Source organism: Rhizobium sp. L43 (assembly GCF_002531725.1).
Classification (GTDB): domain Bacteria; phylum Pseudomonadota; class Alphaproteobacteria; order Rhizobiales; family Rhizobiaceae; genus Rhizobium.
In genome coordinates this window covers 57,022-78,191 of the sequence record NZ_NWSQ01000034.1, presented here as the reverse complement: position 1 = coordinate 78,191, position 21,170 = coordinate 57,022, and the positions used below count along the sequence as shown (strand labels likewise).

The 21,170-nt window shown below is 62.5% G+C and carries 20 protein-coding genes and 1 pseudogene; 12 read left to right on the top strand and 9 right to left on the bottom strand.

From position 1 onward, the window contains the following. The first annotated feature begins 235 nt into the window (after window positions 1-235). Complete coding sequence (locus tag CO667_RS30275) at window positions 236-1,273, top strand: Gfo/Idh/MocA family oxidoreductase (protein WP_072641590.1); 1,038 nt, start codon at window positions 236-238, stop codon at window positions 1,271-1,273. Between the two features lie 146 nt (window positions 1,274-1,419). On the opposite strand, the gene CO667_RS30270 is transcribed toward CO667_RS30275, so the two are convergent. The 5 genes from CO667_RS30270 to CO667_RS30250 form a co-directional block, all read right to left on the bottom strand. Beyond that, complete coding sequence (locus CO667_RS30270; RefSeq protein ID WP_072641591.1) at window positions 1,420-1,815, bottom strand: DUF4112 domain-containing protein; 396 nt, start codon at window positions 1,813-1,815, stop codon at window positions 1,420-1,422. Between the two features lie 168 nt (window positions 1,816-1,983). Further along, window positions 1,984-3,057, bottom strand: coding sequence for an alcohol dehydrogenase family protein (locus tag CO667_RS30265; RefSeq protein WP_097621846.1), 1,074 nt, complete (start codon window positions 3,055-3,057; stop codon window positions 1,984-1,986). Between the two features lie 14 nt (window positions 3,058-3,071). Further along, on the bottom strand, window positions 3,072-4,451 hold the full coding sequence (locus CO667_RS30260) for an aspartate aminotransferase family protein (RefSeq protein ID WP_097621845.1): 1,380 nt from the start codon (window positions 4,449-4,451) through the stop codon (window positions 3,072-3,074). Between the two features lie 29 nt (window positions 4,452-4,480). Continuing rightward, on the bottom strand, window positions 4,481-5,977 hold the full coding sequence (locus CO667_RS30255; RefSeq protein ID WP_097621844.1) for an NAD-dependent succinate-semialdehyde dehydrogenase: 1,497 nt from the start codon (window positions 5,975-5,977) through the stop codon (window positions 4,481-4,483). 120 nt (window positions 5,978-6,097) lie between these two features. Beyond that, on the bottom strand, window positions 6,098-6,595 hold the full coding sequence (locus CO667_RS30250) for an Lrp/AsnC family transcriptional regulator (protein WP_097621843.1): 498 nt from the start codon (window positions 6,593-6,595) through the stop codon (window positions 6,098-6,100). Between the two features lie 101 nt (window positions 6,596-6,696). Between CO667_RS30250 and CO667_RS30245 the strand changes: the two genes are divergently transcribed. The 10 genes from CO667_RS30245 to doeB all read left to right on the top strand — a co-directional run bounded on the left by CO667_RS30245 (window position 6,697) and on the right by doeB (window position 16,378). Continuing rightward, the gene (locus tag CO667_RS30245; protein ID WP_097621852.1) at window positions 6,697-8,082 is read left to right on the top strand and encodes a PLP-dependent aminotransferase family protein; all 1,386 of its coding nucleotides are present in this window, start codon (window positions 6,697-6,699) and stop codon (window positions 8,080-8,082) included. Window positions 8,083-8,204: 122 nt separating this feature from the next. After that, window positions 8,205-8,990 carry an ectoine/hydroxyectoine ABC transporter ATP-binding protein EhuA gene (gene ehuA / locus CO667_RS30240; RefSeq protein ID WP_097621842.1) on the top strand — a complete coding sequence of 262 codons (786 nt, stop codon included), beginning with the start codon at window positions 8,205-8,207 and terminating at the stop codon, window positions 8,988-8,990. Window positions 8,991-9,045: 55 nt separating this feature from the next. Next, window positions 9,046-9,894 (top strand): ectoine/hydroxyectoine ABC transporter substrate-binding protein EhuB, encoded by an 849-nt coding sequence (ehuB, locus tag CO667_RS30235; protein WP_097621841.1) that lies wholly within the window; start codon window positions 9,046-9,048, stop codon window positions 9,892-9,894. A 154-nt stretch (window positions 9,895-10,048) separates the two neighbouring features. Further along, a complete protein-coding gene (gene ehuC / locus CO667_RS30230; protein ID WP_003550191.1) occupies window positions 10,049-10,708 on the top strand; it encodes an ectoine/hydroxyectoine ABC transporter permease subunit EhuC in 660 nt (219 codons plus the stop codon). 4 nt (window positions 10,709-10,712) lie between these two features. Then, on the top strand, window positions 10,713-11,372 hold the full coding sequence (gene ehuD / locus CO667_RS30225; protein ID WP_097621840.1) for an ectoine/hydroxyectoine ABC transporter permease subunit EhuD: 660 nt from the start codon (window positions 10,713-10,715) through the stop codon (window positions 11,370-11,372). Between the two features lie 2 nt (window positions 11,373-11,374). Beyond that, window positions 11,375-12,154 (top strand): ectoine utilization protein EutA, encoded by a 780-nt coding sequence (gene eutA / locus CO667_RS30220; protein ID WP_097621839.1) that lies wholly within the window; start codon window positions 11,375-11,377, stop codon window positions 12,152-12,154. A 4-nt stretch (window positions 12,155-12,158) separates the two neighbouring features. Then, the gene (gene eutB / locus CO667_RS30215) at window positions 12,159-13,160 is read left to right on the top strand and encodes a hydroxyectoine utilization dehydratase EutB (RefSeq protein WP_097621838.1); all 1,002 of its coding nucleotides are present in this window, start codon (window positions 12,159-12,161) and stop codon (window positions 13,158-13,160) included. Continuing rightward, entirely contained in the window at window positions 13,157-14,149 is a 993-nt protein-coding gene (gene eutC / locus CO667_RS30210) for an ectoine utilization protein EutC (RefSeq protein ID WP_097621837.1), read from the top strand. The genes eutB and eutC overlap by 4 nt, the downstream gene beginning before the upstream one ends. A 32-nt stretch (window positions 14,150-14,181) precedes the next feature. Continuing rightward, window positions 14,182-15,363 carry an ectoine hydrolase DoeA gene (doeA, locus tag CO667_RS30205; protein WP_097621836.1) on the top strand — a complete coding sequence of 394 codons (1,182 nt, stop codon included), beginning with the start codon at window positions 14,182-14,184 and terminating at the stop codon, window positions 15,361-15,363. Window positions 15,364-15,370: 7 nt separating this feature from the next. Then, window positions 15,371-16,378 carry a N(2)-acetyl-L-2,4-diaminobutanoate deacetylase DoeB gene (doeB, locus tag CO667_RS30200; protein WP_097621835.1) on the top strand — a complete coding sequence of 336 codons (1,008 nt, stop codon included), beginning with the start codon at window positions 15,371-15,373 and terminating at the stop codon, window positions 16,376-16,378. A gap of 48 nt (window positions 16,379-16,426) precedes the next feature. Here doeB and CO667_RS30195 read toward each other — a convergent pair whose 3' ends face one another. Then, window positions 16,427-18,244, bottom strand: coding sequence for a HAMP domain-containing methyl-accepting chemotaxis protein (locus CO667_RS30195; protein WP_097621834.1), 1,818 nt, complete (start codon window positions 18,242-18,244; stop codon window positions 16,427-16,429). Between the two features lie 245 nt (window positions 18,245-18,489). On the opposite strand from CO667_RS30195, the pseudogene CO667_RS36040 reads away from it, so the two are divergent. Next, window positions 18,490-18,611, top strand: a pseudogene (locus tag CO667_RS36040) (plasmid stabilization protein); the annotation flags it as partial. Window positions 18,612-18,705: 94 nt separating this feature from the next. Here CO667_RS36040 and CO667_RS30190 read toward each other — a convergent pair. The 3 genes from CO667_RS30190 to CO667_RS30180 all read right to left on the bottom strand — a co-directional run bounded on the left by CO667_RS30190 (window position 18,706) and on the right by CO667_RS30180 (window position 21,129). Next, the gene (locus CO667_RS30190; RefSeq protein WP_097621833.1) at window positions 18,706-18,954 is read right to left on the bottom strand and encodes a hypothetical protein; all 249 of its coding nucleotides are present in this window, start codon (window positions 18,952-18,954) and stop codon (window positions 18,706-18,708) included. A gap of 238 nt (window positions 18,955-19,192) precedes the next feature. After that, window positions 19,193-20,272, bottom strand: a complete 1,080-nt coding sequence (locus CO667_RS30185) for a DUF5666 domain-containing protein (protein WP_097621832.1) — start codon at window positions 20,270-20,272, stop codon at window positions 19,193-19,195. Continuing rightward, window positions 20,269-21,129 carry a DUF6502 family protein gene (locus CO667_RS30180; protein ID WP_097621831.1) on the bottom strand — a complete coding sequence of 287 codons (861 nt, stop codon included), beginning with the start codon at window positions 21,127-21,129 and terminating at the stop codon, window positions 20,269-20,271. The genes CO667_RS30185 and CO667_RS30180 overlap by 4 nt, the downstream gene beginning before the upstream one ends. Window positions 21,130-21,170 lie beyond the last annotated feature (41 nt).

Here is a 21,170-nt window from a genome sequence, read left to right as displayed (position 1 = left end):
GAAAAAGCACTGGAGCCGATCGTCGAACGCGGCCCGAAACTGCACCAGGCCGGCGAAGCCGGTTACCGCTGAGGAGCTGAAACACCTTCCTTGGGCGTGGACGCCACGCGTGCGGTCGGCCCAGGAAAACACTGCGCTGACAGTCGTCGCTCTCCGTTTGGCAAGACCATCTGGTGCCTGTGAAAGACGACGGTTTTGGCGCTAACGATTTCGATAAACGACCATGAGGACAAAAATGCGCTTGATCATTCTCGGAACCGGAGGATGGGCAAACACCCATGCCATGAATTTTTCCGAAATCGCCGACGTAAAAATTGTTGCTGCTGTCGATACGGACGAGGTCCGGCTGCGGGCCTTCGCGCTCAGGCATGGTATCCCCCTTACCTTCACGTCGCTTGATGACGCCCTTGCCTGGGGAGAGTTTGACGCCGTGACCAATGTCACGCCGGATCGCGCGCATTACTCCACGACAATGAAGATACTCGGCGCCGGCAAGCATGTCCTCTGCGAGAAGCCGCTGGCGGTAAACTACCGCGAAGCCAAAGAGATGGCCGACGCTGCTGCTGCGTCCGGCAAGGTCACGATGGTAAACCTTACCTATCGTAATGTAGCGCCGCTGCAAGCAGCGCGTAAGATGGTGCTGGACGGACGCCTCGGCGCGATCCGCCACTTCGAAGCGTCCTATCTTCAGAGCTGGCTGGTCTCAAAGGCGTGGGGCGACTGGACCAGGGAATCGCAATGGCTTTGGCGGCTGTCGACAAAGCACGGCTCCAATGGCGTGCTGGGCGATGTCGGTATCCATATTCTCGACTTCGCAGTTTTTGCCGCCGGAAGTGACGTCAAGGCGGCCGCATCGCATCTCAAGGTGTTCGACAAGAGCCCCGGGAACCGGATCGGCGAGTATGATCTCGACGCTAACGACAGTTTCCTGATGATGGCTGAACTCGAAAACGGTGCCGCTGGCGTCATCCACGCAACGCGCTGGGCAACCGGCCATCTGAACGAATTGCGCCTGCGCCTGCATGGAGACAAGGGCGCGCTGGAGGTGGTGCATACGCCTGAAGGTTCGACGCTCAGGGCCTGTGAAGGCCCCGATGCCGACAAGGCAATCTGGCGTAAGATCGAGGTCGAACCGGTTATCACCAACTTCCAGCGATTTGCAAATGCCGTGCATAAGGGGCAGCCGGATGAGCCTGGTTTCGGCCACGCAGCCAAGCTGCAATTCGTTCTTGACCACGCAGTGAAGACGGCCGGCGCTCTGACCGAACTTTAAGCGAAGGCGCTCGAGTTCAGTACTACCTCTGCAGGTTGCTCATCGTTTTAAGGCGAGGGCACCGGTTGCGCGGCCTGGTTGGAACCGGCGCCGACAGCCTCGTCCAAATTCCTCGACAGGGGAGTTGCAAAGGGACGTCGGCTTGGTCAGATGCGCCGGTTCAACTCGTCTTCGCTGATCCCAAAGTGGTCGAGAATGATGCCGACGTTTCGGCGATGAGACTTGAAATAGACGTCGAAGAGATCGCCAAGCAGCGGAACCGTTCCGCCGGCGGCGTCGATCCCGAGATTGACGGCCATGCGGGCGAGTTTGTGGGTGGGAATGCCGAGGCGTCTTGCCTCATCGATGATGAAAAGACCGATGAGAGATCCGGCAATGTCGCCGACGGCCGGAATGAGGCCGAGAACCGAGTCCGCGCCGATACGCACGCCGATGACAGGCAATCTGACCGCGGTATCCATCAGGCGCGCTATGCCGACGGCGCGCCGAATTCTTCCAAGTTCGATGGACGTCAGGTGTTTCGTGCTGGCGGAGGCTGGCATCAGCGACCTTTTGGCGCAAACGATCGCTCCGCCTCCTCGAATGAGGGCGCGGAAAGGATGTCGTTGCATTGCTGCGAATTCCGACGCAGCGAAAGCTCGGTGCCGTCATGATGTTCCATGGCCGTGAAACGCGGCAAACCCGATAAGGTTCGCCCGCGAAAGCAAGGATCATCTCTCGTCGGAAACCACGACCAATTTGCCGACGAAGTTCTTCGCCATGAAATCGGTCTGTGCGCGATGGAATTCCGACAGCGGATAGACGCCGCCGACGAGAGGCCGGATTTTCCGGCTTTCGATATAGCCGACGATCCGACGAAAGTCGGCGCGGCTTCCCTGGCTCGAGCCGTGCAGCTCCAGCTGCTTCAGATACATGGTCCGCAAATCGAGCTGGACGACCGGGCCGGCGATGGCGCCGGCTGTCGTGTAACGGCCTTCGGGGCGCAGGATCTTCAGGAGGTCGTTGAACAGCGGTCCGCCGACGAGATCGGCGACGACATCGATCGGCTGGCCACGGCTGGCGGAATGGACGGCTTCGACCAGATCGCCCTTGCCGCGGGTCACCATCGCTTCGGCGCCGATATCGAGCATCGCCGCCTCCTTGCCAGGACCTGCGACCGCGATCGGGATGGCGCCGCGGGCCCGCGCGAGCTGGATGATCGCCGAGCCCACGCCACCCGAGGCGCCGGTCACCAGAACGCGTTCGCCGGCCGACAGCCTTGCCCGTTCCAGCATGCGTTCGCCGGTCAGATAGGCGCAGCAGAAGGTGGCGAGTTCGACGTCGGTCAGATCGGTTGCGACGAAATGGGCGTTCTCGGCCGGCAGTGCCATGTATTCGGCATAACCGCCGTCGCGGCCATGGCCCATGTAGTCGATGTCGGCGAGGCTGTCGTCGTCTCGGTTGTAGATAGAGAAGTCGACCATGACGCGTTCACCGATGCGTGCCGGATTAACGCCGGCGCCGACGGCGACGATATGACCGACTGTATCGGTGCCTTGGATGCGCGGGAATGTCAGCGTGTTGCCTTGTCTGCGCCATGTGGAGACGGCCGACGGATCGTCCTCGGTGCCGTAGGCGCCTTGGCGGACCCAGACGTCGGTATTGTTCATGCCGCAGGCCGTGACGCGGATCAGAACCTCGCCATCGGCGGGCGTCGGGACGGGCACGTCCCTGTCATAGAGGAGCTTGTCCAGACCGCCATGGCCGGTGAGCAATACGGCCGCCATCTTTTCCGGGATCGTCATGCTGATCTTCTCCCTCAGATGTTCTTGAAGACGGTTTCGATCGCATCCGCCGCGGCCTTGACCACGATGTCGGCCTCCTCGCGTGTCAGGCAAAGCGGCGGAGCGAAGCCGAGGATGTCGCCCTGCGGCATGGCGCGGCCGATGACGCCGCGTTCGAGGAGTGCGGATGCGACTTGCGGACCGATCTTGCGGCCGGCATCGAAGAACGTGCGGTCATCCCTGTCCTCGACGAATTCGATTGCCGCCATCAGCCCGTCACCGCGGACTTCGCCGACGTTTCGGTGGCCGCCGACCGCCTTTTCCAGTTCCGAGCGGAAATAAGCGCCGGTCGTACCGGCATTCTCGACAATGCCGAGTTCGTCGATCAGTTCGAGATTGGCAATGCCTGCGGCAGCACAGATCGGATGGGCGGAATAGGTCCAGCCGTGACCGATTGCCCCCAGCTGATCGGAACCCTGCACCAGGACTTGCCACATCTTGTTCGAAACGATCGTGCCGGAAAGGGGAGCGTAAGCCGAGGTCAGCCCCTTGGCGATGGTGATCAGGTCCGGCTTCATGCCGTAGTGATCCGAGCCGAACATCGTGCCGAGACGGCCGAAGCCGGTGACGACTTCATCGGCGACGAGCAGGATGTCATATTTGTCGAGCACGGTCTGGATCTTCTGCCAGTAGCCGTTCGGCGGCGGCACGATGCCGCCGGTGCCTAGGATGGGTTCGCCGATGAAGGCGGCGATCGTTTCCGGGCCTTCGGCGATGATCATCTCCTCGAGCTTGTCGGCGCAATATTGCGAGAACTGCTCCTCGCTCATCGACCGGTCGGGGCGGCGGAAATAATAGGGTGCTTCGGTGTGCAGCACCGGTGCCCGCGGCAGATCAAAAGCGTTGTGAAAGAGCGCCAGGCCGGTGAGGCTGCCGGTCATGACGCCGGAGCCGTGATAACCGCGCCAGCGCGAGATGATCTTCTTCTTTTCCGGACGGCCGAGAATGTTGTTGTAGTACCAGATGAGCTTGATGTTGGTCTCGTTGGCATCCGAGCCCGAGAGACCGAAATAGACGCGGCTCATGCCGGTGGGGGCACGGTCGATGATCATTTTCGACAGCGTGATCGAGGCTTCCGTGCCGTGTCCGACATAGGCGTGGTAATAGGCGAGGTTCTTCGCCTGTTCGGCGATCGCGTCGGCGATCTTCTGGCGGCCGTAGCCGACATTGACGCAATAGAGGCCGGCAAAGGCGTCGAGGCTTTTGCGTCCTGTCGTGTCGGTGATGTAGACGCCTTCACCGCCGGCAACGACACGGGTCGGCGTCTCGCCGCGGGCATGCCCGCCCATATGGGTCGAGGGGTGGAAGAAGTGATCGCGGTCCCAGGCGGTGAGTTCGTTGCTTCTGTCGAGCATGTCTAGCCTCTTTCTTGAAATGGGGCGGCTCAGGCGGCCGTGTCGATGCAGAGATATTTGAGCTCGGTGAAGGCCTCGAGCCCGTGGCGTGACCCCTCGCGGCCAAGGCCGGACTGTTTCCAGCCGCCGAAGGGAATAGGCCCGCCGGTGATCTTCACCCGGTTGACGGCCACCATGCCGTATTCCAGCGCACGGCCAAGCCGCATCTGGCGGGCGCCGTTTTCTGTGACGATATAGGCGACGAGGCCGTATTCGGTATCGTTGGCGCGGGCGACGACCTCTTCTTCCGTGTCGAAGGTGGTAACCGCCGCCACCGGCCCGAAAGTCTCCTCGCGCATGATCAGCGCATCCGCCGGCACATCGGTCAGCAGCGTCGGCTCGTAGAAGAGCCGGCCGGCCTTGTGGCGCTTGCCGCCGGTGACGAGCCGCGCGCCGCGCGCCAGCGCGTCGGAGACCTGCTCCTCGACCTTGGCGACGGCGCGTTCATGCATCAGCGGCCCGATCTCGGCGCCATCCTCAAGCCCCGCACCAACCTTCAGTTCGGCAATGCGGTGGGCGAAGGTCTTGACGAAGCCATCGGCGATCCGTCGCTGGACGAAGATGCGGTTGGCAGCAAGGCAATCCTGGCCTGATGTGGCAAACTTGGCGTTGACGGCGATCTCGACCGCCTTTGATATATCGGCGTCATCGAAGATGATCAGCGGGGCGTGGCCGCCGAGTTCCATCACCAGCCGCTTCAGGGTCGGCGCGCACTGGGCGGCAATCAGCCGTCCAATCCCGGTGGAGCCGGTAAAGCTCATGACACGCACGCGGGTGTCGGTGCACATCCGTCCGACGATCGTTGCGGCATTGCCGGTGACCACGTTGAAGACGCCGGCGGGAATGCCGGCACGCTCGCCGAGCTCGGCAAGGGCAAGGGCAGAAAGCGGCGTCTCGGAGGAGGGATGGGCGACGACCGTGCAGCCGGCGGCGAGCGCGGCGGCAGCCTTTCGGGTGAGCATGGCAGAGGGGAAATTCCAGGGCGTGACGATGCCGACGACGCCGAGCGCCTCGCGCCGGACGATCATTTCCGCGCCGGGAAGATGGCTGGTGACGCTCTCGGCGTTCAGGCGCTTGCCTTCCTCGGCATACCATTCGACGAAGGAGGCGGCGTAATCGATCTCGCCACGCGATTCCGCGATCGGCTTGCCCTGTTCGAGCGTCATGATCAGCGCCAGATCCTCCTTGGCCGCCAGCATCAGCTCAAACCATTTGCGCAGGATCGCCGCGCGGTTCTGCGGCAGCATCGCGCGCCAGGCGGCGAAAGCCTCTGCCGCTGCATCGATCGCCACCGCCGTCTCATCGGCGCCGAGGCTTGCAACCCAGGCCAGCGTCGCCGAAGAGGCGGGATCGGTGACTTCGAAACTTTTCCCTGATTTGCCGGCAATCCACCGGCCGCCGACATAGGCGAGATCGCGCAGGAGATGACGGTCGGCGAGCCGCGACAGCGCGTCATGATAGGCAGGGCGGGCAAAAACGGCGGTCATGTCCAGTCTCCTCGTGGCGGTTGACGTCAGTCTTCCACGGGAGCGGGCGAGAGATTGTCTGTTGGCGGATGCGAAAAGAGAGAGATGGTCTAAAGGACGGGGGCCTGGCAGAGAGATTGTCTACGGTGCGGTCTGGTCTTCCTCGGCGGCGGTGAAGGAAGAGACCGGAAGGACTGTTTCCTCTTTCACCGTCTTGGTGACGATGTAGGTGAAGTAGCGGTCGATGCCGAGTTCGCGGTCGAGAAGCCCGTCGACCAACCGCTGATAGGCGTCGATATCGGGCGCGATGATCTTCAGAATGTAATCGACGCCGCCGCCGACCGACCAGCAGGCGACGATCTCCGGGATTGCGCTGATGGCGCGCTCGAAGCGCTCGAAATCCGCCTGGCGATGATTGGCGAGCGTCACTTCCATCATCACGCTGGCGACCGGCGCGATGCGCCGCGGCGCGACGCGCGCGTGATAGCCGGTGATGATCCCGGCCTTTTCGAGCTTGCGCAGCCGCATCCAGCACGGTGTCGGCGACAGTCCGGCCTTTTCGGCCAGCGCCAGCTTGGTGATGCGGCCGTCGCGCTGGACGGCGTCGAGAATGCGCAGGTCGATGGCGTCGAGCTTCATGGTGCTTTCTTTAGAAAGAAATCATTTCAAACGCAGGGAAAAGACAATGGAAGCGCATTTTTGCATTGTCAATTGAACTGATTTTCAGCAGTGTTAAAATCATGACAAAGTGGCGCCCCGATCCCTCGCAACTCCGCCGTCCGGCCTATCTCTCGCTTGCTGAGCAGATCGCAAACGCGATCACGGACGGCAAGCTCACCGATGGCACACAATTGCCGCCGCACCGGAAGATGGCGGATGATCTGCATCTCTCGGTGCAGACGGTCAGCCGCGCCTATGACGAGTTGATCCGCCGGGGGCTGATATCAGGCGAGATCGGACGTGGCAGCTTCGTCCAGACCAGGCCGCGTGAGCCGGAGCCGCCCTATCTGCCGGAACGGCTGGGCGAGGTGATCGATCTGTCGATCCTGAAGCCGGTCTGCGAGCAGATCCATTTGGAAAGGCTGCGGCAGGCCTTCGGCTGGCTTTCGGAAAACCTGCCTTCCAGCTCGGCCCTTTCGTTCAGGCCGAACATGGTGTTTCCGCGCCACCGCGCTGTTGCCACGGAATGGCTGGCGCGTTGCGGGCTGGAGGTATCGCCACTGAACATCAGCGTGACGAACGGCGCCACATCGGGCATGACGGTGGCGCTGATGAGCGTTGCCCCGCCCGGCTCGACGGTTGCGACCGAAGCGATCAGCCACCATACGCTCGTTCCGCTCTCCAGCTATCTCGGTCTGCACCTGGAAGGGCTGGCGATCGACGAGGAGGGCATGATCCCCGAAGCGCTGGACGAAGCCTGCCGGAAGGGACCGATCCGGGCCATTTTCCTGCAGCCCTCGGTGATCAATCCGATGGCGGCGCTGATGAGTGCGGAGCGCAGGCAGGCGCTTGCCACCGTCGCTGCGAAACATGATATCGCGATCATCGAAAACGATATTCTCGGCCCGATGGTCGAGAACCGCGCGCCGCCGATGGCCGCGTTTGCGCCGGAGCGCACACTCTACGTCACGAGCTTCACGAAAATTACCGTTCCTGGCTTGCGGATCGGCTATCTCACCGCGCCCGACCGTTATGTCGCCGCCGTCGCCAACCGGCATCTCGTCTCCAACTGGATGGCGACGCCTGCCATGGCCGAGATCGCCACCCGCTGGGTCAGCGACGGCACGGCGATGGAACTCGTCAACTGGCAGCGCCGCGCCCTTTTGAGCCGGCACGCGATCGCGGCGGAGATGCTGGCCGGGCTGCCGTATCGGGCGCATCCGCAAAGCCTGCACGTCTGGCTGCCGCTCTCCGGCAACCATACGGAGGATGGGTTCGTATCGCAGGCAAGGCTGCGCGGCGTGGCGATCGCGCCCGGCAAATCGTTCCGCACCGGCGATCAGGGCTGGACGCCGGCCGTGCGCATCTCGCTTGGTTCGACGATCGAAAGCGAGCTGCGCACCGGGCTCGGCATCGTCGCCTCATTGGCGCAAGGAAGTCCGGAAGAGCTGCTGCTCGCGATCTGATGCAAGTGCCTTGTGTTTGAGCCTGCGCAGAATAATTGTCATGATATTATTTTACGAATTGACATGATTTTGATGGGCGGTCATCGTTAGGACATTGCTTGTCTCAACAGGGAGAGACATGAATGCTTCCGCCCATCATTCGCATCGACAACATCGTCAAGAAATACGGCCCGCTGACCGTGCTCGACGGCCTGTCGATGAATGTCATGCCGGGCGAGAAGCTGGCGCTGATCGGGCCGTCGGGCTCCGGCAAGACGACGATCCTGCGCATTCTGATGACGCTGGAGACGATCAGCGGCGGCCATATCGAGGTCGATGGCGAACAGCTATATCATATGCCTGATAGCAATGGGCTGGTGCCGGCCGACGAACGGCATCTGCATCGGATGCGCGAAAAGATCGGCATGGTCTTTCAGCATTTCAATCTGTTCCCGCACAAATGCGTGCTCGACAACGTGACGCTGGCGCCGATGCTGACGAAGGGCATCAAGCGGCCACAGGCCGAAAAGCGGGCAATGGAACTTCTCGACATGGTCGGCCTGGCCGACAAGGCGAGAAGTGTCCCGGCGCAGCTTTCCGGCGGACAGAAGCAGCGCGTCGCCATTGCCCGGGCACTGGCGCTGTCGCCGAAGATCATGCTGTTCGACGAGGTGACCTCGGCGCTCGACCCGGAGCTGGTCGAGGAGGTGCTGAACGTCATGCGGCGGCTCGCCTCCGAGACCGACATGACCATGCTGCTCGTCACCCATGAAATGGGCTTCGCCCATGATTTCGCCGACCGCGTGCTGTTCTTCGATCGCGGCAAGATCGTCGAGGAAGGCAAGCCGGGCGACATCTTTCACAATCCGAAACAGGAGAGGACGCAGACCTTTCTGCGCAAGATTATTGCGGCGGGGCACCGCGTTTGACTTCAGACATTGCCCGCAAGAACAAACTCAAGGAAAGCCAGAGGAGTTGGGAACGATGAAAACACGATATCTTTTGAGCGCCGCCAGCCTGTCAGTGCTTCTGGTCACGGCCGCTGCGCCGGCATCCGCCGCCGATGACAAGCTTGAGCAGCTGAAGGAGCAAGGCTTTGCGCGCATCGCCATTGCCAATGAGCCGCCGTTCACCGCTGTCGGCGCCGACGGCAAAGTATCCGGCGCTGCACCCGATGTGGCGCGCGCCATCTTCGAAAAGCTGGGCGTCAAGGAAGTGGTTGCCTCGATCTCGGAATATGGCGCGATGATCCCCGGCCTGCAGGCCGGCCGCCACGACGCGATCACCGCAGGCCTCTTCATGAAGCCAGAGCGTTGCGCCGCCGTCGCCTATTCCGAACCGATCCTCTGTGATGCCGAAGCCTTCGCGCTCAAGAAGGGCAACCCGCTGAAGCTGACGAGCTACAAGGACATTGCCGACAATCCGGACGCCAAGATCGGCGCGCCGGGCGGCGGGACTGAGGAGAAACTGGCGCTCGAGGCCGGCGTGCCGCGCGATCGCGTCATCGTCGTTCCGGATGGCCAGAGCGGCATCAAGATGCTGCAGGACGGCCGCATCGACGTCTACTCGCTGCCGGTTCTGTCAATCCATGACCTGATGGCCAAGGCGAATGATCCGAACCTTGAAACCGTCGCACCCGTCGTCAATGCGCCGGTCTATTGCGATGGCGCTGCCTTCCGCAAGCAGGACGTTGCGCTGCGCGACGCCTTCGATGTCGAGCTGAAGAAGCTGAAGGAATCCGGCGAATTCGCCAAGATCATCGAGCCCTACGGCTTCTCGGCCAAGGCGGCGATGTCGACGAACCGCGAAAAGCTCTGCGCCGCGGCGAAGTAAATGAGGTGAACAGCCGGCCATGCCATGGGCATGGCCGGATTGTCCCAACGATCTCCCAAAGCGCGTCGCGCTTTAGGTCCTTGTTTTTACGCATGTCGTTATCGCAAAACCGCTGCACCCCTTTGCGCGACATACTCTAAGAAGCGAGTTGCCGATGTCGGTATGGTCCGGCTATCTGACACTGATCCTTGAGGGCGCCCTGGTGACGCTCGAACTGACGATCATGGGGTCTGCGCTGGCGCTGGTGATGGCCTTCCTGGCGGGCCTCGGGCGCCTGTCGCGCTTCTTTGCCGTGCGGGCTCTGGCGACGGCCTATATCGAATTCTTCCGCGGCACCTCGATCTTCGTCCAGCTCTTCTGGGTCTATTTCGTGCTGCCTTTCGCAGGCTTGACCCTGACGCCGCTGCAGGCGGGCGTGCTGGCGCTCGGGCTGAATGTCGGCGCCTATGCGGCGGAGGTGGTGCGCGGCGCCGTCAAGGCCGTCGGGCGGGAACAGTCGGAAGCCTGCATCGCGCTCAACCTTTCTCGATACCAGCGCATGCGCCACGTCATCCTGCCGCAGGCGCTGCCGCTGATGCTGCCGACCTTCTGCAACAATGCGATCGAACTCCTGAAGGGCACGGCCGTCGTGTCGCTGATCTCGCTGACGGATATGACGTTCCAGGCGCAGGTGGTGCGGGCGCAGACCGGCAATACGCTGGTGCCCTTCGCGACGATCCTCATCCTCTATTTTCTCATGGCCTCGGCGATCTCCGCGACGATGCGCTGGTTGGAGCGGCGGATGGCGCGCAGCCTCGACGGCATAAGGACCTGATCAGATGGAATGGGATTGGGACTTCGTCTGGCAGATCATGCCGACCCTGCTCGAAGGGTTCAAGATCACTCTTCTCGCGACCATCCTCGGCGCTGCCGTCGCTATGATCGTCGGACTAGGGCTCGCCATTGCGCGACGATCACCGGTCGCCGGCATTTCCAAGACGGTCGCTTTCGTCTCGGAATTCATCCGCGGCACGCCATTGCTGGTGCAGCTCTACTTCATCTTCTACGTGCTGCCGGATATCGGCATCCGGCTGGCGCCGCTGGTCGCCGGCGTCATCGGCATGGGCATTCACTATGCGACCTATACGGCCGAGGTCTATCGCGCCGGCATCGAGAATGTGCCGCGCGGACAATGGGAGGCGGCCAAGGCCACCAATCTGTCGACGCGCCAGGCCTGGATCCACGTGATCCTGCCGCAGGCAATCCCGCCGATGATCCCGGCGCTCGCCAATTATTTCATCGCCATGTTCAAGGAGACGCCGCTGCTTTCGGCGATCACCGTGCTCGAACTCATGAACCAGGCAAAGAGCATCGCCAACAGCAATTACCGCTACAGCGAGCCGATGACGCTGGTCGGCGTCTTCTTCCTCGTCATCAGCCTGATCTCGGTGGTGGGATTACGCTGGCTCGAGGAACGCTACGCCAGGATGGATGACTGACCATGACCGTAGAGATCGAGATCAGCCCTGCCGGACGGCTGCCGCAGCTGGAGGACCGGCCGCTGGAAAAGCGCATCGGCCTGATCATTCTCGCGACCGACCACACGACGGAAGTCGACTTCCAGCGCATGGTCGCCAGCGATCGCCTCGGCGTCTATGTCAGCCGCATCCATTATGCCAATCCGGTCACACCGGAAAACCTCCTGAGGATGCAGCCGTCGCTGACCGAAGGCGCAGCACTGATCCTGCCGGACGAGGCGCTCGATGCCATCGTCTATTCCTGCACCTCCGCATCGGTGGTGATCGGCGACCGGAACATCGAGGCGGCGATCCATGCGGCCAAGCCAGGGGTTCCCGTCGTGACGCCGACGGCTGCCGCCGTGACCGGCCTGAAGGCGCTGGGCGCCAGACAGATTTCGGTGCTGACGCCCTATACGATCGAGACCAGCCGGCCGATGGCGGACTATTTCGCGGAGCTTGGCTTTGCGATCGACCGCTTCACCTGTCTCGGCCTGACCGATGACCGCGAGATGGCGCGGATCGCGCCGGACGAGATCGTCGTCTTCGCACGCCAGGCGCTGGCGCCGCAGTCGGACGCGCTGTTTATCTCCTGTACGGCCGTGCGCGCCGCCCAGGTCGTGGCTCGGATCGAGGTGGAAACCGGCAAGCCGGTGGTCAGCAGCAATCTTGCGACGGCCTGGGCGTGCCTACGGCTTTGCGGTGATGATCGGGCGCGGCCCGAACTCGGTCAGTTGATGACCAAGTCTTATCGGGAAGGCTGAGGTCATGGTGAGCACCTTGCCCGTTTCGCTGGAGGACATCCGTGCGGCGGCGCGGCGGATTGCCGGCCGCGTGATCGGCACACCGATGGTGCAGTCCGCGTCGCTTGGCGAGATCGCCGGCGTGCCTGTCCATCTTAAGCTCGAACATCATCAGACGACCGGCAGCTTCAAGCTGCGTGGGGCGACCAATGCGGTGCTCTCCCTGTCGCCGGCCGAGCGCTCACGTGGCGTCGTCGCGGCCTCGACCGGAAATCACGGCCGGGCTCTCGCCTATGCGGCAAAGGCGGAGGGTGCTGTCGCGACCATCTGCATGTCGCGGCTGGTGCCCGAGAACAAGGTTTCGGAGATCCGCCGTCTCGGCGCCGATGTCCGCATTATCGGATCATCGCAGGACGAGGCGCAACAGGCGGTCGACCGGCTGGTTCGCGAGGAGGGGCTGGTGATGGTCCCGCCCTTCGACCATCCTGCTGTCGTAGCCGGGCAGGGGACGCTGGGGCTCGAAATCATCGACACTTTGCCGGAGGCGGCGACCGTGCTGGTGCCGCTCTCAGGCGGCGGCCTTGCGGCCGGCGTTGCCGCCGCGGTCAAAGGCATCAGTCCGGCGACCAAGGTGATCGGCCTGACGATGGAGAAGGGTGCCGCGATGAAGGCAAGCCTCGATGCCGGACGGCCGGTGCAGGTCGAGGAAGTGGCGAGCCTTGCCGACTCGCTCGGCGGCGGCATCGGCCTCGACAATCGCGTGACCTTTGCCATGTGCCGCGACCTTCTCGACGAGGTCATCCTGCTGACGGAAGCGGAAATCGCCGCTGGTATGCGCCATGCCTATGCCTGCGAACGCCAGATCGTCGAAGGCGCGGGCGCGGTCGGCATCGCCGCGCTGCTTGCCGGAAAAATCAGGGGCGGCGGTCCCATCGTCGCGGTCCTGTCCGGGGCGAATGTGGACATGGAGCAGCACCTTCGGGTGATCAACGGGGCGCAGCCGCTCTACGGCGAGGAGGGACCATGAGCCGGATGATCATTCTGACGGAAGCGGAACTGCGGAAGGTGATCAGGCTTGACCGAGACGCGGTCGCCTGCATCGAGGAGGCCTTCGCAGCGCTTGCGACCAAGGCTGTCGCCATGCCGCCGATCCTGCGGCTCGACATTCCGGAATATCGCGGCGAAGTCGATGTGAAGACGGCCTATGTGCCCGGCATCGAGGGCTTCGCGATCAAGATCAGCCCCGGCTTCTTCGACAACCCCAAGATCGGCCTGCTGAGCACCAACGGTATGATGGTGCTGCTGTCGAGCCGAACCGGACTGGTGCAGGCGCTGCTGCTGGACAATGGCTATCTCACCGACGTGCGCACGGCAGCAGCCGGCGCTGTCGCGGCGAAATATCTGTCGCGGGAAAATGCATCCGTGGCCGCGATCTTCGGCGCCGGCATGCAGGCGCGGCTGCAGCTCGAAGCACTGACGCTGGTCCGGCCGATCCGCGAGGCGAGGATATGGGCGCGCGATGCTGCCAAGGCGCAAGGCGTGGCAGCGGAATTGGCCGCAAAGCTCGGTTTTCCCGTCACCGCAACGTCAGACGCCAGGGGCGCGGTGATCGGCGCCGACCTCATCGTCACCACCACGCCCTCTGAGACTCCGATCATCGAGGCCGGGTGGCTGGAACCCGGACAGCATCTGACGGCCGTGGGCTCGGATGCTGAGCACAAGAACGAGATCGATCCGGCCGCCATCGCGGGTGCCGGCCTCTACGTCGCCGACAGTCTGAAGCAGACGCGGCGTCTCGGCGAGTTGCATCACGCAATCGACGCCGGTCTGGTCGCGGCCGACGCGGTCTTTGCCGAGCTCGGCCAGATCGTCGCCGGCCGGGCGCCGGGGCGGACGCGCAACGACCAGATCACCATTGCGGACCTGACCGGGACCGGCATCCAGGACACCGCCATCGCCACCCTCGCCTTTGCCCGCGCCGGTGCGGCGAAGGCCGGGACCACGTTCGAAAGCTGACCGGCGCGGCGCCGGAAAAGAAGGGAAGAGACATGACCCAGCCCAACCTCAAATTCTCGCTCGGCGAATATGCCGCGCGGCTGGAAAAGACACGGCGTGCCATGGAGGCGAAGGGCGTAGACCTGCTGATCGTCAGCGACCCGTCGAACATGGCCTGGCTGACCGGCTATGACGGCTGGTCCTTTTACGTGCACCAGGCGGTGATCGTGCCGCCGCAGGGCGAGCCGATCTGGTTCGGCCGCGGCCAGGATGCCAATGGCGCCAAGTTCACCGCCTATCTGAAGCACGACAACATCGTCGGCTATCCCGATCACTATGTGCAGTCGACCGAGCGCCACCCGATGGACTACCTCTCGGGCATCCTGACCGAGCGCGGCTTCGGCAAGCTGACGATCGGCGTCGAGATGGACAATTACTGGTTTTCGGCGGCTGCCTTTGCGGCGCTGCAGAAGCATCTGCCGAATGCGCGCTTCGTCGACGCGACCGCCCTCGTCAACTGGCAGCGAGCGGTCAAGAGCGAGACCGAGATCGGCTACATGCGCAATGCCGCCCGTATCGTCGAGGCGATGCACGCCCGCATCTTCGACAAGATCGAGGTCGGCATGCGCAAGTGCGATCTTGTCGCGGAAATCTATGATGCCGGCACCCGCGGCGTCGACGGCATCGGCGGCGATTATCCGGCGATCGTGCCGCTGCTGCCGTCCGGCGTCGAAGCGTCCGCACCGCACCTGACCTGGGACGACCGGCCCCTGAAGAAGGGCGAGGGCACCTTCTTCGAGATTGCCGGCTGCTATAACCGCTATCATCTGCCGCTGTCGCGCACCGTCTTCCTCGGCAAGCCGACGCAGGCCTTTCTCGATGCCGAAAAGGCGACACTGGAGGGCATGGAAGCCGGTCTTGCGGTCGCCAGACCCGGCAATACCTGCGAGGATATCGCCAACGCCTTCTTCGCGGTGCTGAAGAAATACGGGATCGTCAAGGACAACCGCACCGGCTATCCGATCGGCCTTTCCTATCCGCCGGACTGGGGCGAGCGCACCATGAGCCTGCGTCCCGGCGACCGGACGGAGCTGAAGCCCGGCATGACCTTCCATTTCATGACCGGCCTATGGCTCGACGACATGGGTTTCGAGACGACCGAGAGCATCCTCATCACCGAAAGCGGTGTCGAGTGCTTGGCGAACGTGCCGCGCAGACTGATGGTCAAGGATTGATACTGCTATGACAGAGATTGGCTTGCGACCGTCGCCGATCAGCGCGACGGTCAATTTCGCCGCCGAGGGTGTCCAGCACGGCTTCCTGCGCCTGCCTTACAGCCGCGACGATTCCGCCTGGGGATCGGTGATGGTGCCGATAACGGTCATCCGGAACGGCAAGGGGCCAACGGCCCTTCTGACCGGCGGCAATCACGGTGACGAGTATGAAGGACCGATCGCCCTCTTCGATCTTGCCCGCACGCTGAAAGCCGAGGAGGTGAGCGGCACTGTCATCATCGTGCCGGCCATGAATTATCCTGCATTCCAGGCGGGAACCAGGACCTCGCCGATCGACAGGGGCAATATGAACCGCAGCTTCCCCGGACGGCCGGACGGCACGGTGACGGAGAAGATCGCCGACTATTTCAGCCGTGTGCTTCTGCCGATGGCGGATCTCGTTCTCGACTTCCATTCCGGCGGCAAGACGCTCGATTTTCTGCCATTCTGCGCAGCCCACATCCTGCCGAACAAGCAACAGCAGGAAAAAGCTTTCGAATTCGTGACGGCCTTTGCCGCTCCCTATTCGATGAAGATGCTGGAGATCGATGCGGTCGGCATGTACGACACCGCGGCCGAGGAGATGGGCAAGGTCTTCATCACGACCGAACTTGGCGGCGGCGGTACTGCCACGGCCAAAACTGCGGCGATTGCCAAGCGCGGTACTGTAAACGTGCTGCGTCACGCAGGGATCGTCGCGGGGGCCGTCGAGACCGTTCCGACGGCCTGGCTCGACATGCCGGACGGCCGCTGTTTCTCTTTTGCCGAGGAGGGCGGGCTGATCGAACCTGTCGTTGATCTTGGTGAAGCGGTCACTGAGGATGCCGTCATCGCTCGTATCTATCCGACCGGCCGGACTGGGGTAAGCCCCCAAGAGATCCGCGCCGGCATGAACGGCGTTCTCTGCGCCCGGCATTTCCCGGGGCTGGTCAAATCAGGCGATTGCGTTGCCGTCGTGGCGATTGTTGACGAATGAGGTGATCGGACGGGCAGAGGCAGACAGGTTTCGACTGCTGATCACACGTCAAGCAGCTTTCTGCGGTCTGGACATGCTGGCCGCCGCATCGATCTGAAAGCGCCTGACGACCCCTTCCAATGTCTGCGTTTGAGTGCCGAGCGCGCGGCAGGCCGAGGCGGTGTCCACGGCCATCGTCGCGTTGTGTTGCGTCACCTGATCCAGGGCGTTGACGGAGGCATTGATCTCGCCGATCGCTACCGCCTGCTCGGAAGACACCGAAACGATCCGGGCGATCAGACCGGCGACCTGCTCGACCTGTCCTTCGATTTCCAGAAGCGCCTTACCGGTGCGGTTGACAAGCTCCACGCCGTTGGAAACCTGGGCCGAGGAGGTGGAAATCAACGCCCGGATCTCTTTGGCGGCGTTGGCCGAGCGCATGGCGAGTTCGCGCACTTCCTGCGCCACGACGGCAAAACCCTTGCCTGCTTCGCCCGCGCGGGCTGCTTCGACCCCGGCATTGAGCGCCAGAAGGTTGGTCTGGAAGGCGATCTCATCGATGACGTTGACGATGTCGCCGATCTGCGAGGACGAGCCTTCGATCCTTTCCATCGCAGCGATCGCTTCGCGAACCACGGCGGCCGAATGTTCGGCGCTGTTGCGCGTCTCGGCCATCATGCCGGTCGCCTTGCCGGCGTGATTGGAGGCGTCTTTCGCTTTGGCATTCATCTCACTGAGCGCGGTTGTGGCCTCTTCGAGCATCGCGGCTTGCTGTTCCGTACGCGCGGCGAGGCTCTCGGTTGCACCGGTAATGTCGGCGGAGGAGCTGCCCACCTGTTTGGAGGTTTGGGCGATTTCGGCCATCGAGGCGGAAAGCGCGTCCATACTGTCATTGAACTTCGCGCGCAAAGTCTCATAGGTGGCAGCGAAGGGCGTCGTAATCCGGCAATCGAGCTTGCCCGTCGAAAGCTGTTCCAGGCCATAGGTCAGCTGATTGATCACCGTTTCACGGATCTGCTCCTCGGTGGCCTTTTCGGCCAGCTGGCTGCGTTCGCGCTCGAATTCCGCATCACGTCGCGCCGTCTCGCGCGTCTGCGCCTCCTGCCGTTCGAGCGCGTTGCGGCGGAAGACCGCCACGGCCTTGGACATGGCGCCGATCTCGTCGGAACGGTTGGCATAGGGAACGTCGGTTGAAAAGTCGCCTTCGGCGAGGTTGCCCATATAGGCCTTCATGCCGTCGAGCGGCAAGATTGCCCGGCGGCGCAGAAGGTAGAGCCCCGCCAGCAGGAGTCCGAAGGATCCGAAGCCCGCAGCGCCGGCATAGATCGTCCAGGTAACGATTTCCGAGGCGGCATTGCGCTCCTCGCCCTTCAGGAAGGCGTCGGAATTGGCAACGAGTTTCTCGACCGCATCCTGGTGCGAATGAAAGGCGACGCGCAGTTGCTCGATCGCACCATGCGCCTTGTCTTCATCCCTGGCATTCAAGGCCGGGATGATCTGACGGTTCATCACGTCCCAGAAGGCATCGCCCTTGGCGAGGACATCGTTTTCAAGCTCGTCCTTCAAAGTCTGCGGCAGCCGGGTGGTTTTCCAATAGGCGCGACGGTCGTCGTAGGCGGCCTTGAGATTGGCGATCTTGGCAAGATTGGCGTCGGTGAGTTCGGGGAATTTGCTCGCCTCGAAGGAGAGCATGTAGGATTCGACCACAAACAGCGGCGGCGGCAGAATATCGGCGATCAGATCCTTGCCGTAGACGACCTGCTCATAAACCGGACCGTTGACTTTCAGCCGTTCCAACGCGGATTGCTGCAATCCGATCGACATGAAAAGGCCTGCTGAAACGGCGACACCAAACGCCACCAGACTACGGGCAATAGTAAATGCCACGGCTTTTCTCCAAATAACTTGGGGCTCCCCGCATCGGGAGGCCTGATCTACGTACCGCATTATTTCGGAAGAACGCTGAAATATGGTTAATTCTTTTGAGATCGGGGGATTAGCCGATCCTTCCGGCCTGAGGACAATCGTCCAAAATTGGGGTGATTGATGAATTGTCGAAACGATGTTTGGCCCACCAGCTGCCATCTGGATGGCTTGCGGGGAGGGCGATATCCCTCGCAGAGGAGATCCGCATGGTCGAAACTCAGTTTTCCCGTGATCTTGCTCGCCGGCTTGCCCGCCGCGAAAACCGCTCGATAGCCGAGAGATTGTCGAGCGGGCGCTCGAATCCTATGAAATACGCGAAGCTGGTCGCGCACTGGAAGCCGCAACCTAAATCCAGGCGGACGGATTTGGCAAATGCCGAGGGACGGCTGCGATCGTCAATCGTAGCTTGGCAGCGGCGCCTCTCAGGCCAATCGCATCAGCATTTCATTGAGGTCGCTGATCTCTTGCAGCAGCTCGACCAATCTGTCGGTATCGTCCTGGCTGAGCCGGCCAGTTTCGCCGCTGCTGTCCCAAAGACGTTGGAATTCTTGGCTCATTTGGAGCGCGCTGTTCATGATGTCGATGATTTGCGCGCGGTTTTCCCAGGTTGCAACGACGGTCGGTTCGTCCATTTCGATGGAAATATCCGGTTCGCGTTCCAGCAAAAGCAATTTCTGATTCCTTTTGGACGGTGACGATTTGTTCGGACGGCGCCATCGGGGTGGCCATCCCTCGCAATGACTCGTGAACACATTTCGACTTTAAAGCGGCTGAAAATCAAACGATTGGCTAGCGGGTGTGGGGCGGACCCGTTAGCCAATCGGCAAGTCTCTCGAGAGAACTCAAGCGAGAATCGCAAGACTATAAAATGGGAAATTTTCCCATTTGTCAACGTGGCTGGTTGTGCTTTCAGCGCGGGCCTGGAAAACCTTGAGGCGGCGGCCCGGGGGGGCGGCCGTCAGGGCCGGATGGCGGGCCTTGTCTGTTCGGATCCGGAAAATCTCCGCCCGGCCCGCCTCTGCCGAAAGGCGAATGATCCGGCCGCGGTCCATCCCCAGGGCCGTGTGGCGGGCGGGAACCGAACCCATCCGGACCAGGTCCTCCCGGAAAGCCCGTCATCCGGCTCGAATCCCGTACGCCAATATCGACGAAGCCATGACCATCAGGCGACAGCGACATCGGGCCGGAAGGCGCTGAACCCGCTGGCCCCGAGCCGGCCTGGCCTCTGTCCGTGGGCCGAAAGGTCTCGACATTGACGATGCCGCGTTTCAAGCCGGGCACCACGGGTTCGGCCTGAATGCGCGTAATGATCAATCGATCGGCGACCGCCTTGAGGCGCACCACCGTTTGCTTGCCGGCCAGGTAGCCATGCGTGCTTCCAAGTGAAAGGCCGCCGATCAGGACGCGATTGCCGCTCTTGACGGGGACGCCGCGGACATGGGCGCCATCGGAAACGGAGCGGGGCTCGATACGCCGGGCAATGATCGTGCCGTCAGGTTTGCGGATGCCGAATACGGCAACCCGCCTGCCTTTCCGCAGATCCTTCGTCGCCAAACCGGTCGTGTCGACGGTTTGCGAAAGTATTCTTATCCCGGTCTTGTCCATGCGGTCGATACGGCCCTGGACCTCGCTGACGATCGTGATGCGAGCGGCACGCTTTCCCGTCAGCAGCACCCGGGCGACATGACCGATCTTCATCGCGCTCGCCGGAACGCGCCGGCCGTCGATCTCCACCGGCGTCGTCGCGCTGAACGGTATGTGGATATTGTTGACGATGATGCTGCCAAAACCCTGGATCGTTCCGACGATGCCGGTTCCGCCGATGCCGTGATCTTCGTTCTCCCCGCCGCCCTGGATGGAAAGACCGGACCCGCCGATGCCGTGATCGCTTGTGCCGGTCGGCTGTGCGGCTGTCATTGCAGGTATCAAGACCTGAAGCGCTATTCCGCCCAGCAGAAACTGTCTTCTGGAGATCGTCGACGGGCTCATTCGTCAGCCTCCGTCGCCGCGGCTTCTGCCTGAAGATCCGCCCCACGCTCCTCGGTCATGACGTAGACGCCTGAGATCCAGCGGCTGTTGCCGCCGGGATCGTCTTTGATGGCCTGATGGGCGATCTTGTTGAGCTTGAGGAGCAGCGCCATGCCTTCCGCGCGCGCGATCTCGTCGAGCCGGGCCGCCAGATCAGGCGACATGCCGTCGTAATGAACCGCGCGTTCGAAATAGGGAGGCGGGTCGTTCATCAGGTTCATGACCGACGCCTGCACATGGTCACGAAGATTGCGGGTAAAGTAATGCCGGCGGGCTTCGTCGCCGGCATTGGGGACGATCGAGGCGAGGTTGAGCCGGACCCAGCCGTTTTCATCGACAATGACGACGCCTCTGTCCAGCCAGTCATCGAGGATCGAGCGGGGATGGACGTCCTTGGTGATGTCGCTCACCAGGCTTTCGAACGACGGACCGCCATCGCTGGAGGTCCGGGGCAGGGCGCTCGGACGATCCTCCGCATCGCAATAAAGCGGGTCGGCAAGCCACCGGGCAAGGATGCGGCTCGTCTGCGAAACGCCGACGGTCAGGAAGGAGGGGTCGAGCACGACGCCGCGCAGCCGGTTGACGTCCTTGCGGTGGATGCCCGTCAGCAGCGAGATGCGGCTATCGGTCTGCTGCTTGTTCGGCAGCGCGAATTCCTTCTCCGCCACCTCGATATAAAGCCGGCGAAGGACGACCGAAAAAGCGGTGAAGTTGAAGCCGGAGGCGAGCGCGAGTTTGACCAGCGGGCGAAGCACGCGGACCAGCATGGCCTGCAAGGTCTCTTCGGAGAAGGGCAGCTTCGCGCGCGGCTTTGACATCAAGAAAACACTCGGTCTTTCATAGACCCATCTGTCGGCGG